Annotated in this window: 15 protein-coding genes; 8 read left to right on the top strand and 7 right to left on the bottom strand. The window is 66.0% G+C overall.

What is annotated here, in order from left to right; genetic code table 11:
* Positions 1-191 precede the first annotated feature (191 nt).
* The 3 genes from hflK to AR323_RS00195 all read left to right on the top strand — a co-directional run bounded on the left by hflK (position 192) and on the right by AR323_RS00195 (position 3,878).
* Positions 192-1,397, top strand: a complete 1,206-nt coding sequence (gene hflK, locus AR323_RS00185) for an FtsH protease activity modulator HflK (protein WP_407701060.1) — start codon at positions 192-194, stop codon at positions 1,395-1,397.
* Complete coding sequence (gene hflC, locus AR323_RS00190; RefSeq protein ID WP_057881942.1) at positions 1,397-2,245, top strand: protease modulator HflC; 849 nt, start codon at positions 1,397-1,399, stop codon at positions 2,243-2,245. The genes hflK and hflC overlap by 1 nt, the downstream gene beginning before the upstream one ends.
* Before the next feature lie 73 nt (positions 2,246-2,318).
* Positions 2,319-3,878: a Do family serine endopeptidase gene (locus AR323_RS00195; RefSeq protein ID WP_057881943.1), complete on the top strand. Its 1,560-nt coding sequence runs from the start codon at positions 2,319-2,321 to the stop codon at positions 3,876-3,878.
* Positions 3,879-3,940: 62 nt separating this feature from the next.
* Here AR323_RS00195 and AR323_RS00200 read toward each other — a convergent pair whose 3' ends face one another.
* The 7 genes from AR323_RS00200 to AR323_RS00230 all read right to left on the bottom strand — a co-directional run bounded on the left by AR323_RS00200 (position 3,941) and on the right by AR323_RS00230 (position 9,190).
* Positions 3,941-4,384, bottom strand: coding sequence for a PilZ domain-containing protein (locus AR323_RS00200; protein ID WP_057881944.1), 444 nt, complete (start codon positions 4,382-4,384; stop codon positions 3,941-3,943).
* An 18-nt stretch (positions 4,385-4,402) separates the two neighbouring features.
* Positions 4,403-4,726 carry a PilZ domain-containing protein gene (locus AR323_RS00205; RefSeq protein ID WP_057881945.1) on the bottom strand — a complete coding sequence of 108 codons (324 nt, stop codon included), beginning with the start codon at positions 4,724-4,726 and terminating at the stop codon, positions 4,403-4,405.
* Positions 4,727-4,850: 124 nt separating this feature from the next.
* Complete coding sequence (locus tag AR323_RS00210; RefSeq protein WP_057882537.1) at positions 4,851-7,019, bottom strand: transglycosylase domain-containing protein; 2,169 nt, start codon at positions 7,017-7,019, stop codon at positions 4,851-4,853.
* A gap of 72 nt (positions 7,020-7,091) precedes the next feature.
* Positions 7,092-7,508, bottom strand: coding sequence for a peptide-methionine (R)-S-oxide reductase MsrB (gene msrB / locus AR323_RS00215; protein WP_057881946.1), 417 nt, complete (start codon positions 7,506-7,508; stop codon positions 7,092-7,094).
* Positions 7,509-7,554: 46 nt separating this feature from the next.
* Complete coding sequence (locus AR323_RS00220) at positions 7,555-8,226, bottom strand: glutathione S-transferase family protein (protein WP_057881947.1); 672 nt, start codon at positions 8,224-8,226, stop codon at positions 7,555-7,557.
* A gap of 69 nt (positions 8,227-8,295) precedes the next feature.
* Positions 8,296-8,727, bottom strand: coding sequence for a hypothetical protein (locus AR323_RS00225; RefSeq protein ID WP_057881948.1), 432 nt, complete (start codon positions 8,725-8,727; stop codon positions 8,296-8,298).
* 97 nt (positions 8,728-8,824) lie between these two features.
* A complete protein-coding gene (locus tag AR323_RS00230) occupies positions 8,825-9,190 on the bottom strand; it encodes a hypothetical protein (RefSeq protein WP_057881949.1) in 366 nt (121 codons plus the stop codon).
* A gap of 95 nt (positions 9,191-9,285) precedes the next feature.
* On the opposite strand from AR323_RS00230, the gene AR323_RS00235 reads away from it, so the two are divergent.
* The 5 genes from AR323_RS00235 to fghA are packed head-to-tail and all read left to right on the top strand — an operon-like array spanning position 9,286 to position 13,621.
* The gene (locus tag AR323_RS00235; RefSeq protein ID WP_057881950.1) at positions 9,286-10,707 is read left to right on the top strand and encodes an NAD-dependent succinate-semialdehyde dehydrogenase; all 1,422 of its coding nucleotides are present in this window, start codon (positions 9,286-9,288) and stop codon (positions 10,705-10,707) included.
* 10 nt (positions 10,708-10,717) lie between these two features.
* Positions 10,718-11,830 (top strand): S-(hydroxymethyl)glutathione dehydrogenase/class III alcohol dehydrogenase, encoded by a 1,113-nt coding sequence (locus AR323_RS00240; protein ID WP_057881951.1) that lies wholly within the window; start codon positions 10,718-10,720, stop codon positions 11,828-11,830.
* 59 nt (positions 11,831-11,889) lie between these two features.
* Positions 11,890-12,264 (top strand): VOC family protein, encoded by a 375-nt coding sequence (locus AR323_RS00245; protein ID WP_057881952.1) that lies wholly within the window; start codon positions 11,890-11,892, stop codon positions 12,262-12,264.
* Positions 12,265-12,293: 29 nt separating this feature from the next.
* Positions 12,294-12,779 (top strand): prolyl-tRNA synthetase associated domain-containing protein, encoded by a 486-nt coding sequence (locus AR323_RS00250; RefSeq protein ID WP_057882538.1) that lies wholly within the window; start codon positions 12,294-12,296, stop codon positions 12,777-12,779.
* On the top strand, positions 12,776-13,621 hold the full coding sequence (gene fghA, locus AR323_RS00255) for an S-formylglutathione hydrolase (RefSeq protein WP_057881953.1): 846 nt from the start codon (positions 12,776-12,778) through the stop codon (positions 13,619-13,621). The genes AR323_RS00250 and fghA overlap by 4 nt, the downstream gene beginning before the upstream one ends.
* Positions 13,622-13,657 lie beyond the last annotated feature (36 nt).

Genomic DNA, 13,657 nt, shown 5'->3' on the forward strand with positions numbered 1-13,657 from the left:
AGCCCCGATCCGTCGAGGATCGCGGTGACGATGCCGTCGCGTAGCTTGAGTGACCGGACCCGGGCCGCGACTAGATCGGGCAAGCGGGCGGCTAATGTGCTCTCGTCCATCCTGACGGGGCACCTAGCAGCAAAATCGAACGTGCCACCCCTGTTTTTCCGCTGGATGGTTCCTATAAGTGGCCCATGGACATGAAGGATGGGTTGGGACGCGTGATCGGCCTCGCAATGGCGGGCAAGAGCCCGTGGGGCGGCGGCAAGAAGCCTGGCAGCGAGCCGGAGCCGGATGTGCCCGCGGGCGACGAGCCTGCCGTGCCGTTCGAACCCGCGGCGGACAAGCCGGCGGACGACAAGCCGGCGGACGACAAGCCCGCGCGCAAGGGCCCGCGCAATCCGTGGCTGCCTCCCAGCGACGAACCGCGCCGCTCCGCGAGCATCGAGGACATATTCAAGAACCGCGGCCCCGAGGGCCCTCGCCGCAAGATCGGCGGCGGCGGCGGAGGAGGCCCTGGCTTCCGCATCCCCGAGCGGCCCGGCGGCAAGAGCTGGTTTCCGCTGGCCGTCGGCGCGATCCTCGTGGTGTGGCTGGGCTTTTCGATGGTCCACCAGGTCGGCCCGAAGGAAGAAGGCATCGTCACGACCTTCGGCAAGTATTCGAGCACGATGAGCCCGGGCCTCAACGTCTCTCTTCCGTGGCCCATCCAGAATGTCGACATCGAGCCGGTGAGCGAGTTCCGGATCGAACAGATTCCGGAAGGAACCGCACAGAAGCTCATGCTGACCGGCGACCAGAACCTGGTCGACCTCAGTTATATCGTGCGCTGGTCTATCAAGGATCTGAAGCAGTTCCGCTTCGAGCTCTCCGACCCCGAGGCGACCCTGCGCGACGTTGCGGAAGCGGCGATGCGCGCGTCGGTCGCGACCAAGCAGCTCGACGACGTTCTTTCTGGCGCCGGTCGCGCGGACATCGAAGGCTCGGTCATGACGCGGATGCAGGCCATCCTCGACGCCTATCAATCGGGCATCGCGGTCCAGGGCGTGCAGATCCGCAAGACCGACCCGCCGAAGGAGGTCGAAGAGGCATTCAAGGACGTTTCGGCGGCGCAGCAGGATGCCGACGCCGAGATCAACAAGGCCGAGCTTTACGCCCAGCAGGTGCTTGCGCGCGCGCAGGGTGATGCCGCCTCGTTCGACAAGATCTACGCCGAATACAGGCTCGCGCCCGAAGTCACCCGGCGGCGCCTCTATTACGAGACCATGGAGCGCGTCTTGCGCAACACCGACAAGACCGTGATCGAGGCACCCGGCGTGACGCCGTACCTCCCGCTGCAGGAAGTGCGGCGGCGACCGGCGCCGAACACCCCTGCGGGCACCCAGGCCGGCGAGGGAGCCCAGTGATGGAAAACTTCTTCGAAACCCACCGCAATTCGCTGATCGCGGTCGCTGTCGCTCTCGTCGCGATGCTGTCCTCGATCGTGGTCGTCCCCGAGACCGAGGAAGCGGTGATCATCCAGGCGGGCCGGCCCGACCGGGTCGCCAACCGCTTCGTCCCCGATCAGGCCTACGGCGAGACCGGCGCAGGGATCATCCTGCGCATCCCGTTCTACGAGCGCGTGCAGCGTGTCGACAAGCGCGTGCTGAATGTCGACATGGAGCCGCAGACCGTCCTTTCGACCGATCAGCTTCGCCTCAATGTCGATGCCTATGCCCGCTACCGGATCATCGACCCCGTCCTGATGGTGGAGACCGCGGGCACGCTCACCACGGTAGACAGCCAGTTGGCGGCGGTCCTTTCCTCGGTCGTCCGACAGGAGCTCGGCCGCCGCAGCTTTTCCTCGCTGTTGACCGCCGAGCGGGGCACGACGATGGCGAACATCCGCGCCAAGCTCGACGATCAGGCGCGCCGTTACGGTGCCCAGGTGATCGACGTGCGGATCAAGCGCGCCGACCTGCCCGATGGCAGCCCGCTCGAGTCCGCGTTCCGCCGGATGCAGAGCGCCCGGAAGCAGGAGGCCGACACGCTGCGTGCGCAGGGCCTGAAGGAAGCGCAGATCATCCGCGCCACCGCCGAGGCCGAAGCCGCCAAGATCTATGCCGACGCATATGGCAAGGATCCGGAGTTCTACGACTTCTACCGGGCAATGCAGAGCTACGACACGACCTTTGCCCAGGATTCGCAATCGGGCAGCTCGATCATCCTGTCGCCCGACAACGAGTATCTGAAGCAGTTCCGCGGACAGCGTTGACCGTTGGTCGATGCGTTCAATCGCGGTTAAGCCCCGCAGGCGAGATTCAGGCCACGGGGGACATGGAAACAAGATGCAAGACAAGGAAAACACGCGCGTGCGATATTCCTACGGATTGACTTCTGCGCTGCTCGTGGGCGGCGCTGCACTGACCCTGGTTACCGGCTTTCCCGCGGGCGCGCAGGTGGCACAGAACGACGAGGGCCAGATGGCCCGTGTGGTGCCCCGCGCCGGCGCGCCGGAGAGCTTTGCCGACCTGACCGCGCAGCTACAGCCGGCGGTGGTCAACATCTCCACCCGGCAGCGCATCCAGGTAACGTCCGGTGGCAACCCGTTCGCCGGAACTCCCTTCGAAGGACTGTTCGGCAATCGCGGAACCCCTGCGCAGCCGCAGACCCGCCAGGCCCAGTCGCTGGGTTCGGGCTTCATCATCTCGGCCGACGGCTACATCGTTACCAACAATCACGTCATCGCGCCGCAGGGCCGCGGCGAGGTGGAAGAGATTACAGTGACACTGAGCGACGGCACCGAGCTGCCGGCAACGCTTGTCGGCAACGATGCCTCCTCGGACCTCGCGGTCCTCAAGGTCGAGCGGCGCGAAGCCTTTCCGTTCGTCAAGTTCGGCGATTCCAGCCAGGCCCGCGTCGGCGACTGGGTGATCGCCATCGGCAACCCCTTCGCGCTGGGCGGAACTGTGACGTCCGGCATCGTGTCGGCGGTTTATCGCAATACCGGGTCGGGCGGAGCGTACGACCGTTACATCCAGACCGACGCCAGCATCAACCGCGGCAATTCCGGCGGCCCGCTGTTCGACATGCAGGGCAACGTGATCGGCATCAACAACGCGATCTTCTCTCCTTCGGGCGGCAGCGTCGGCATCGGCTTCGCCATCCCGGCCGAGATCGCCGCGCCGATCGTGCAGAAGCTGCGCAGCGGTCAGGAGATCGAGCGCGGATATCTGGGCATCCAGATCCAGCCCGTCGCCGGCGATCTCGCCAATTCGCTGGACCTGCCGCAAAACCGGGGCGAATTCGTCCAGTCGGTCGAGCCGGGTCAAGCCGCCGATCGTGCCGGCATCAGGCCGGGCGACGTCGTCACCAAGGTCAACAACCAGGACGTGACGAGCGACCAGACCCTGTCGTTCCTGGTCGCCAACATCGCACCGGGAACGCGCATCCCGATCGAGCTCTACCGCGAGGGCCAACGCCGGACGGTAACGGCTACGGTCGGCAAGCGCCCGAGCGACGAGGAACTGGCCCAGTCGCAGATCCTCAACGGCGACGGTTCGGACGAAGCCGATCGCCCCGCCCCCGATGCCAACAGCGGCGAAGCGCTGGCGCAGAGCCTTGGGCTTCAGGTCTCCCCGCTGACGCCGCGCTACGCCCAGCAACTGGGTGTAGCGGCGGATAGCGGCGGCCTCGTGATCCTGGGAATCGATCCGAACTCGGATTCGGGCCAGAAGGGGCTTCAGCGCGGCGACATCGTGGTCACTGCGAACTATCGCCCGGTGAATACCGTCGCCGATCTGGAAGGCATCGTCAGCCAGGCCAAGGCCGCAAATCGCGAAAGTGTGCTGCTGCGCATCCAGCGCCGGGGCCGTCCGCTGACCTACGTTCCCATCCGACTGCGCTGATCGGCAGCGTCGGTCTGTAGCGACAGCCCCGCCCGGTTTCGACCGCGGCGGGGCTTCGCATATCAGGTCGGGCCGCGCAGTATGCGCCGTAGCCAGTGGGGTAGTTTCCGAGCGGGCGCGATCGGCGGCTCCGGGATATCCTCGATCTCGACCGTCGCGGCCGGCTCTACGCCGAGCGCCGAGGCGAGCGGCCCGGATATCGACTGCGAAAACCGGATTCCTGCCGTACGCGGACCGGACCACATCACCATTCCGGTCAACCGTCGTCCCGGTCCGAACTCGAGATGCACCGTCGATCCGATCGGCACGGCGATCCCACCTGCGATTCGCACCTGGCAACCGGTTCGCGACACGTCGATCAGAGTGACGCGGTGCGGGCTGGCCGGAATGCGGGCGATGGCCGAAGCGCCGGATGCGATGCGATCGGACCGGCGCCGGTCCCGCCCTTCGCCCTGAGGACCAGTCGGGACCGGCTCCTCACTCGTCTGATGTGCTCCGCTGATCATAAACGCCCCGTTCCGAACCTATTCGTCGTCGACCATGGCGGGGTGCGCGCGGACCACGTGGTCGAGCACTGCAGGATGCAAGGGATGCGAGAAGCGGAAGCCCGCGCGTTCGGACGCCGTCCAGCAAAGCTCCGCACCCAGACTCTCGAGACCGGGCATCCGTATCGCGAAGCCACTGTCCGCGGTAAGGCCAGGCTGCGCCATCTCGGCGTTGAAGCCACTAGTCGACAGATCGACGATCTCGACCTTCGATCGCGAGCCGTTGCTGCAATCGAGGATGCCCTTCATCGATGTTTCGTGGCGCACTGCCTTTCGGCGCTCCGCGCTGTAACCCTTCGTCATGTGACGCGCTCTTTCGTTGATCAGGGACGAGAGCGACCTTGTGTTATCCGTACTTTTTCGCAGGAATAACTGAAGAGTGCGTTAATCGGCACGCCGGAAAAACGCTTCCCAGCCTGGGCGACGACTATTGCGGCACCGGCTGCGCCGGCTGTACGGGCGCACGCTGACGCTGCGGCTGCGGCGCGGGAGGCGGCGGACGATCGCCGATTGCTCGATCGAGGAAATCGTCGCTCGCCGCCTGGGTCGCTTCGTCGACGGGTGGCGGACGGCGACCGGGTATGGCCTGCGGTTGTTCCCCCTCGACCGGGAAAGGATCGCCCCCGTCAGCCGGACCCGGCCGTTGCGGTTCGATCAGGTTACCCGCTTCGTCGATGTAATAGTAATCGTCGGGGTCGCCGCCGAACATGTATTCCTCGTCGGGCTCGAGCTGCCATTCGGGCAGTTCGAGATCGGTTTCGAATTCCTCTACCGGGCGGTCCTTCACCGCGTATCGCATATAGGCGGCGAACGCGCGCGCCGGCGCCGTGCCGCCCTGCAGGCCGGCCACCGCCTTTGCGTCGTCGCGGCCCATCCAGACACCCGTGGTGATCCCGCTGGAGAAGCCGAGGAACCAGCCGTCCTTGTTGGAGGTCGTCGTTCCCGTCTTGCCTGCCACCGGACGACCGATCTGCGCGGCGCGCCCGGTCCCGGTGCTGACGGCGGTCTGCAAAAGGTCGGTCATCCCCGCCGCCACGTAATCGGGCACCAGGCGCGTCGTGCGGGTGTCCTCGTGCTGGTAGAGCAACTCGCCGTCGGTGGTCGTCACCTTGACGATGCCGAAAGGCTCCAGGCTGATCCCGCCGGCCGACACGCTGGCGAAGGCGCGGGTCATGTCGATCACGCGGGTCTCGCTCGATCCGAGAACCATCGAGGGATAGGTGGAGATCGGGGTGGTTATCCCGAACCTGCGCGCCATCGACGCGACCGTCCCGAATCCCACTTCGTTGCCGAGCTGGGCCGCAACGGTGTTCTTCGAATAGGCGAATGCCGTTCGCACGTCGATCTCGCCGGCAAAGCCGCCGCCCGAATTGCGCGGGCTCCAGCCATCGATCGTGACGGGCACGTCCTTGACCCGGTCCTCGGGCTGATAACCGGCCTCGAGCGCGGCGAGATAGACGAACAGCTTCCAGGCCGAACCCGGCTGTCGGACCGCTTCGGTCGCCCGGTTGTAGTTGGATGTCACATAATCGGTTCCGCCCACCATCGCGAGGATGGCTCCATCGCGGTCCATGCTGACGAGCGCGCCCTGTGCTCCGCCCGGCACGTTCGCCTTGATCGCCGTGGCAGCCGCCTGCTGCATGCCGACGTCCAGCGTGGTCCAGACCTCGATCGGCTCGAACGTCTCGGGAAGCAATATCTCGAGCTGCGGAAGGGCCCAGTCGGTGAAATAGCGAACCGAGTTCTGGCTGGTGTCCTTCTTGAGCCGGACCGCACTGGGATCGACCTGGGCCTGGCTCGCGCTGATGCGGCCTTGCTCGCGCATCAACCGCAGCACGACGTTCGCCCGGCCCACGGCGGCGTCGACATCGGCAGTGGGCGAATAGCGACTGGGCGCCTTCACCAGGCCGGCGATGATCGCGGCCTCGGCTACCGACAGTTCGGTCGCGTCGTGGCTGAAGAACTTGCGGCTGGCGCTGTCGACCCCGTACGCGCCGCCGCCGAAATAGACCTTGTTGAGATAGAGCTCGAGGATCTGCTGCTTCGAGAACTTCGTTTCGAGCGCCATCGCCAGCACGATCTCGCGCAGCTTGCGATCGACCGAGCGGTTGGAATTGAGGAACAGGTTGCGGGCGAGCTGCTGGGTGATCGTCGACGTGGCGCCAAGGCGGCGATCGCCGGTCAGCCAGACATAGACCGCACGTGTCAGGCCGATCGGGTCGATGCCGGGGTGGGAGAAGAAGCGCCGGTCCTCGACCGAGATCATCGCGTCCTTCATCACCTCGGGAATCTGCGAACTGTCGAGCCATTTGCCATAGCTCGGCCCCAGCTCGACGAGCTCGGTACCGTCGCGGGCGCGCACGACGATCGTCTGGCCCGGCTGGGTTGCCTTGAGGGTCGAATATGTGGGCAGCGACCGCGCGGCGAACAGCACCGCGATCGCCAGGAAGATCACCGCGAGGATGGTCGCACCGCCGCCCCAGATGACGCCGCGGCGCAGCCACAGCCGCCAGCCGCCCGGCTCGCGCTTCGTTACCGAAGATTGTCGCCGGCGCTGCGCCTGTCCCGCCGCGCGCCGGCTACCTCGCTCCGCCATCTGGCCTTCCCGCACCCTTTGTCCGCGTCATGCGTGGGGGTGCATAGGCGAACAGGAACCCGGCGTGAACGGCTATTCGCCGTCGCCCGCCGCGGGCTTGAAATCGAGCGAGGCCGAATTGATGCAGTAGCGCAGGCCGCCGGCTTCGCGAGGTCCGTCGGGGAACACATGGCCCAGGTGTCCGTCGCAGTTGGCGCAGACGACCTCGGTCCGGATCATCCCGTGGCTGACGTCGCGATGCTCTTCGACGGGGGCGCCGTCCGCCGGAGCGGTGAAGGCGGGCCAGCCGCAGCCGCTATCGTACTTGGCGTCGCTCTCGAACAGGATCTCACCGCACCCGGCGCAGCGGTATTCGCCTTCGGCCTTGTTCTTGTCGTACTTGCCGGTGAAGGCGCGCTCGGTACCCTTTTCGCGCAGGACGTGAAACTGCTCGGGGCTCAGTTTCTGGCGCCACTGGTCGTCGGTCAGATATTTGGGGTCGACAGTCATCGGAAGGTCTCCTTCCCAGGCGATATGGGAAGCGATCGCCTCTCCCTCAACCGTCGACCTGCGCGTAGTGGACCGGCGGCTGGATCACTTCCATCCTTTCGGTCAGCAGCGGGCGGAAGCTCGGCCGGCTCTTGAACACGGCATACCACCCGCGCGACTGTTCGTGCCCGGTCCAGTCGATCCCGCCCAAGTAGTCCGCGACCGAGATCTGCGCCGCCGCGGCCAGGTCCGCCAGGCTCATCGTCGAACCGGCCAGCCACGCGCGGGTATCGACCAGCCAGTCGACGTATTCGAGATGTTCGTGCGCCAGCTTCATCGCTTCGCGCAGGACGCGGCTGTCGGGTGGCTGACGCAGCACGAGGCGCTTCTTCATCCGCTCGTGCAGCAGCGGGGCGACGACATCGCCGTAGAAATTCTCGTCGAACAGGGCGACCAGCCGGCGGATTTCCGCCCGGTTGGCGGCGGTGCCGTTGATCATCGCGGCCCGGTCGACCGTTTCCTCGAAATATTCGCAGATCGCGCGGCTATCGGCCAGCACGATGCCCTTGGCCTTGTCTTCGAGCACGGGCGTACGGCCCGCCGCATTCAGCCGCCAGAACCCCTCGCTTGGCTCCCACGGGTTTTCGCGCCAGAGTTCATAGCCGACGCCCTTCTCGCTCAGCAGCAGGCGAACCTTGCGGCTGAAAGGGCAGAGCGGGAATTGATAGAGGCGCCACATCGCCTGCGCTCATGCACCAGCGTCGGCGGCAAATCCACCGATGAAGCGAGATTTACGCGGCGAAAACCGTCAGTAACGTGGGCTGGCCGCTTCGACGGCGGCGCGCATCCGATCAGCCATTTCGCGCAAGGCCGGAATCATCGCGCCCATGCCGCCTGCCATCGAGCCCATCGCCCCCATTACGCGCGGCAGGCTTTCGCGCACCCGATCGGGCGCGTCCTGGGCGTCGGGGGAGACGCTGCGCAGCGTCATGTCCGGATCGACATCGTCGGGATTGTCGCCCGCAGCTTCGGCCACCGCCTTGGCGAGCGGGGCCAGCGGAATGTCGAGCAGCGCCTCGCTCGCAGCGGCCATGCCTTCGGCGATGGCGGCCTGGGCGACCGGATCCTTGAGCGTCGCTTCGACTTCGGCGGTCGCAACCTCGGCATCGCTGACCTGCGCCAATGCGGGCAGCGGTGCTGCGAGCGCGACAAGCGCGGTGATACGGGTCAGGGTTCGCATAAGCGTGTCTCCAGCCGGCAAAATTCCGGCGAATCGAACGCAGATTCTACCCAGTTTTCAGTTGCCGCGACCTGAACGCCGCCCTCGGCCTGTCGCGTCAGAGGCCCGACGCGTCGAGCAGCAGCAGGCACGGAGGCATCGCCGCATCGAGCGCGCCACGGTTTGCCGCGAGGGGCCGCGCGTACTCTGCGAGCGAACTAGCCACCGCCTCGCGCGTGCGTCCGGTCTCGTCCATCACCTGGGCGGATGTCCGCACGAAGAATTCGCGCCCGCGCGCGGCGAGCGGCGGCCAGGTCGTCGCTTCCCCACGGGACTGCAGCGCGGCCCCCAGCGCGAAAGCCGCCGAGCAGCGCAGCGCCGTCGATTGCTGCAGCGAGAGCGGTGTCGGCTCGACCGGCGCGGATTGCGCCGATGCGGGAACTGCGAGGAACAGCGATGCGGCGGCGATGGCGATGCGGATCATACCGCGGCTCTAGCGCGCTTCACCTGAACCGCGCCAGACCGCATTGACGCGGGCGCACCCCGTGGGCATCGCATCGGCAACCAAGGAGATCATGCATGAACGACAGTCACCTTCTCATCGGCGGCAAGACACTGACGGGCGGCGGGCGCGACGATGCGGAAGTGCTCGATCCCGCAACCGGCGTGACGGTCGGCCGGGTCACCCATGCCACCCCGGCGGATCTCGACCATGCGCTCGACGCCGCGGAAAAGGGCTTCAAGGCCTGGCGCGATACCAACGCCGATCAGCGGACTGCCATTCTGCTGAAGGCCGCCGGCCTCATCCGCGAGCGCGCGAAGGACATCGGCACGTCCATCACCCGCGAGCAGGGCAAGCCGCTGAAGGAAGGCATCGGCGAGACGATCTATTGCGCGATGTTGCTGGAATTCTACGCGCAGGAGATCAAACGCATCTACGGCCGCACGCTGGTTCGACCCGCCGGAAGCCGCGTCGAGGTGCAGTATCATCCGGTCGGTCCGGTCGCGGGGTTTGCCGCATGGAACTTCCCGGCCCTCAACGTCATGCGCAAGATCGGCGGCGCGCTGGCTGCCGGCTGCTCGACGATCGTGAAACCGTCCGAGGAAACGCCGTCCGCCGGCCTGGCGCTGGTTCAGGCGCTGATCGATGCGGGCGTTCCCGGCGACGCGGTGCAATGCGTTTTCGGTGAGCCTGACGCGGTCAGCCGACACCTGCTCGCCAGCCCGGTGATCCGCAAGGTGACCTTCACCGGGTCCACCGCCGTCGGCAAGCACCTCGCCAAGCTCGCTGCCGAAGACCTCAAGATCGCGACGATGGAACTGGGCGGACACGCTCCGGTGCTGGTCTTCGCCGACGCCGATATCGACAAGGCGCTCGATACGATGGCCGCCGCCAAATTCCGCAACGCGGGGCAGGTCTGCGTCAGCCCGACCCGGTTCCTGGTCGAGGAGCCGGTGTTCGAGAAATTCCGCGACGGGTTCGTGGAACGCGCCAAGGCGGTCAAGGTCGGCAACGGCTTCGACGCCGATACCGACATGGGCCCGATGGCCTCGGCCCGCGGGCTGGAGCGCATGGAAAGCATGATCGGAAATGCGAAGGGCCAGGGCGGCAAGGTGCTCACCGGCGGGGAGCGCATCGGCAACCAGGGCGGATTCCACCAGCCGACGGTCCTGTCCGAAGTCCCTGTCGATGCCGAGATCATGAACGAGGAGCCGTTCGGCCCGGTCGCGATCATCAACTCGATGAAGGGCGAAGACGCGATGATCGCCGAAGCCAACCGCCTGCCTTACGGACTGGCGGCATACAGCTGGACATCGAACCCGGCGCGCCGCCGACGCCTTGCCGCGGAGGTCGAAACGGGGATGCTCGCGATCGATACCGGCGGCGTGTCGGCAGCCGACGCACCGTTCGGCGGCGTAAAATGGTCGGGCTACGGCAGCGAGGACGGACGCGAAGGCGTGCTCGCCTGCATGGTCACCAAGACAGTTCACGAAGGTTGAGGATCGTTCGATGAAAACCCGCGCCGCCGTAGCCTTTGCGCCCAAGCAACCGCTCGAAATCGTCGAACTCGACCTCGAAGGCCCCAGGGCCGGAGAGGTGCTGGTCGAGATCATGGCGACAGGCATCTGCCATACCGACGCCTACACCCTCGATGGCCTGGACAGCGAGGGCATATTTCCGAGCGTCCTGGGCCATGAAGGCGCGGGGATCGTGCGCGAAGTCGGCGCCGGGGTCACCTCGGTCAAGCCGGGCGATCACGTGATCCCGCTCTACACGCCGGAATGCCGCCAGTGCAAAAGCTGCCTTTCAGGCAAGACCAACCTGTGCACCGCGATCCGAGCCACGCAGGGGCAGGGCCTGATGCCGGACGGCACGTCGCGCTTCTCGTACAAGGGGCAGACGATCCATCACTACATGGGCTGCTCGACGTTCTCGAACTTCACCGTCCTGCCCGAGATCGCGGTGGCCAAGATTCGCGAGGACGCGCCGTTCCAGTCGAGCTGCTACATCGGCTGCGGCGTGACCACCGGGGTGGGCGCGGTGATAAATACGGCGAAGGTACAGGTCGGCGACAATGTCGTGGTCTTCGGACTCGGCGGGATCGGCCTCAACGTGATCCAGGGCGCGCGACTGGCCGGGGCGGACAGGATCGTGGGTGTCGACATCAATCCGGACCGCGAGGAGTGGGGCCGCCGCTTCGGCATGACCGACTTCCTCAATTCCAAGGGGATGAGCCGCGAGGAGACGGTCGCGAAGATCGTCGAAATGACCGACGGGGGGGCCGACTACACCTTCGACGCCACGGGCAATACCGAAGTGATGCGCACCGCGCTGGAAGCCTGCCATCGCGGCTGGGGCACCTCGATCATCATCGGTGTCGCCGAAGCGGGGAAGGAGATCGCCACGCGCCCGTTCCAGCTCGTCACCGGTCGCAACTGGCGCGGCACCGCGTTCGGAGGCGCCAAGGGCCGCACCGACGTTCCCAAGATCGTCGACATGTACATGACCGGCAAGATCGAGATCGATCCCATGATCACGCACGTCATGGGGCTGGAGGAGATCAACACCGCCTTCGACCTGATGCACGCCGGCAAGAGCATCCGCAGCGTCGTGGTCTATTGACGCCTTCGACTGCGCCGATACGGGTAGCAAGTCGCAACGGAAATCACGGAGAGAGCCCGATGTACAGCCACATGATGGTCGGATCGAACGACATCGACCGGTCGAAGAAATTCTACGATGCCACGTTCAAGGCGATGGGCGGCCGCGAAGGCAGCGTCGATCCGAAGGGGCGCCTGGTTTACGTCCACAACGGCGGCGTGTTCCTGGTCACCAAGCCGATCGACGGTAACGGGGCGACCGCCGGTAATGGATGCACCGTCGGCTTCGCGATGACGCCCGAGCAGGCCGACGCCTGGCATCAGGCCGGGATCGAGAACGGCGGGACCGCGATCGAGGATCCGCCGGGCGTTCGCGACGGCGGCGCGGTCAAGATGTACCTCGCCTACCTGCGCGATCCCGACGGCAACAAGCTTTGCGCGCTTCACCGGATGTGACGATAAGCCGGCGCGGCGAGACTGGCCTCATGGCCGACCTCGCCGCGCTCGGCATATCTTTTGGATCGCACGAGCACGTGGCGGTGTTCACCGTCGCCGAAAGCCAGGCGATCGATCGCGACATTCCCGGTGCCCATACCAAGAACCTGTTCCTGAAGGATGCGGCGGGCGACTTCTGGCTCGTCACCGTCCCAGCGGAGGCGCGGGTCGACCTCAAGGCATTGCCGGATGCCATCGGGTGCAAGCGGGTAAGCTTCGCCAAGCCCGAGGACATGGTCCGGTTGCTGGGGATCGAACCCGGCTCGGTGACGCCGCTCGCGATGATCAATGCCGCGCCCGGAAGCGTCGGCGTCGCGCTCGATACCACCCTGGCCGAAGCGCACAGGATCAACGTCCACCCTTTGCGCAACACCGGCACGCTCGGCTTGGCGGGCAAGGACGTGGCGAGTCTGCTGAAGCACTGGGGCCACGCGCCGATCATCGCCGCGATCCCGACGAAGGAAACTGCTCCATGACAATCGAAACCGTCAGCGAGATCCGCAGTTATGACGGCGTCCAGGGGGTCTACCGCCATCCCTCGACCGCCACGGGCACCGACATGCAGTTCTCGGTCTTCGTGCCCGACCATGCGCCCGGCACCAAGCTGCCGGTGCTGTGGTTTCTTTCCGGCCTGACCTGCACCCACGCCAACGTGACCGAGAAGGGCGAATATCGCGCCGCTTGCGCCGAGCACGGCATCGTCTTCGTCGCGCCGGATACAAGTCCCCGCGGCGAGGGCGTGCCGGATGCCGAGGGTTACGACTTCGGGCAAGGTGCGGGCTTCTACGTCGACGCGACTTGCAGCCCCTGGGACGAGCATTTCCGGATGCGCAGTTACATCGAAGACGAGCTTCCGGCGCTGGTCGCCGCGCATTTCCCGATCGACGTCGATCAACAGGGCATCACGGGGCATTCGATGGGCGGGCATGGCGCATTGACGATCAGCCTGCGCAATCCGGGGCGGTTCGCCTCGACCAGCGCATTCGCCCCGATCACCAGCCCGCTGAATTGTCCGTGGGGCGAAAAGGCGCTTGGCGGATACCTCGGGCCCGATCGCGCGGCCTGGCCCCCGTACGATGCGTGCGCCTTGATCGCCGACGGCGCGCGGTTGCCTGCGCTTCTGGTCGACCAGGGGACCGCCGACCCGTTCCTCGACGAGCAGTTGAAACCCCACTTGCTGGAAAAGGCGTGCCGCGAAGCCGGGATCGATGCGACGATCCGGATGCAAGAAGGCTACGACCACTCGTACTACTTCATTTCGACGTTCATGGCCGACCACATCGGCTGGCACGCAGAAATCCTCGGCCGAAAACGCTGAATTCATCGCATCCGGAATAGAGAAAACCCGCCGGAT

Origin of the sequence: Tsuneonella troitsensis (genome assembly GCF_001441535.1) — a bacterium.
Classification (GTDB): Bacteria; Pseudomonadota; Alphaproteobacteria; order Sphingomonadales; family Sphingomonadaceae; genus Tsuneonella; species Tsuneonella troitsensis.

Coding starts and splice junctions, on each gene's coding strand:
- hflK (WP_407701060.1), top strand. CDS start 192: ATGAAGGATGGGTTGGGACGCGTGATCGGCCTCGCAATGGCGGGCAAG.
- hflC (WP_057881942.1), top strand. CDS start 1,397: ATGGAAAACTTCTTCGAAACCCACCGCAATTCGCTGATCGCGGTCGCT.
- AR323_RS00195 (WP_057881943.1), top strand. CDS start 2,319: ATGCAAGACAAGGAAAACACGCGCGTGCGATATTCCTACGGATTGACT.
- AR323_RS00200 (WP_057881944.1), bottom strand. CDS start 4,384: ATGATCAGCGGAGCACATCAGACGAGTGAGGAGCCGGTCCCGACTGGT.
- AR323_RS00205 (WP_057881945.1), bottom strand. CDS start 4,726: ATGACGAAGGGTTACAGCGCGGAGCGCCGAAAGGCAGTGCGCCACGAA.
- AR323_RS00210 (WP_057882537.1), bottom strand. CDS start 7,019: ATGGCGGAGCGAGGTAGCCGGCGCGCGGCGGGACAGGCGCAGCGCCGG.
- msrB (WP_057881946.1), bottom strand. CDS start 7,508: ATGACTGTCGACCCCAAATATCTGACCGACGACCAGTGGCGCCAGAAA.
- AR323_RS00220 (WP_057881947.1), bottom strand. CDS start 8,226: ATGTGGCGCCTCTATCAATTCCCGCTCTGCCCTTTCAGCCGCAAGGTT.
- AR323_RS00225 (WP_057881948.1), bottom strand. CDS start 8,727: ATGCGAACCCTGACCCGTATCACCGCGCTTGTCGCGCTCGCAGCACCG.
- AR323_RS00230 (WP_057881949.1), bottom strand. CDS start 9,190: ATGATCCGCATCGCCATCGCCGCCGCATCGCTGTTCCTCGCAGTTCCC.
- AR323_RS00235 (WP_057881950.1), top strand. CDS start 9,286: ATGAACGACAGTCACCTTCTCATCGGCGGCAAGACACTGACGGGCGGC.
- AR323_RS00240 (WP_057881951.1), top strand. CDS start 10,718: ATGAAAACCCGCGCCGCCGTAGCCTTTGCGCCCAAGCAACCGCTCGAA.
- AR323_RS00245 (WP_057881952.1), top strand. CDS start 11,890: ATGTACAGCCACATGATGGTCGGATCGAACGACATCGACCGGTCGAAG.
- AR323_RS00250 (WP_057882538.1), top strand. CDS start 12,294: ATGGCCGACCTCGCCGCGCTCGGCATATCTTTTGGATCGCACGAGCAC.
- fghA (WP_057881953.1), top strand. CDS start 12,776: ATGACAATCGAAACCGTCAGCGAGATCCGCAGTTATGACGGCGTCCAG.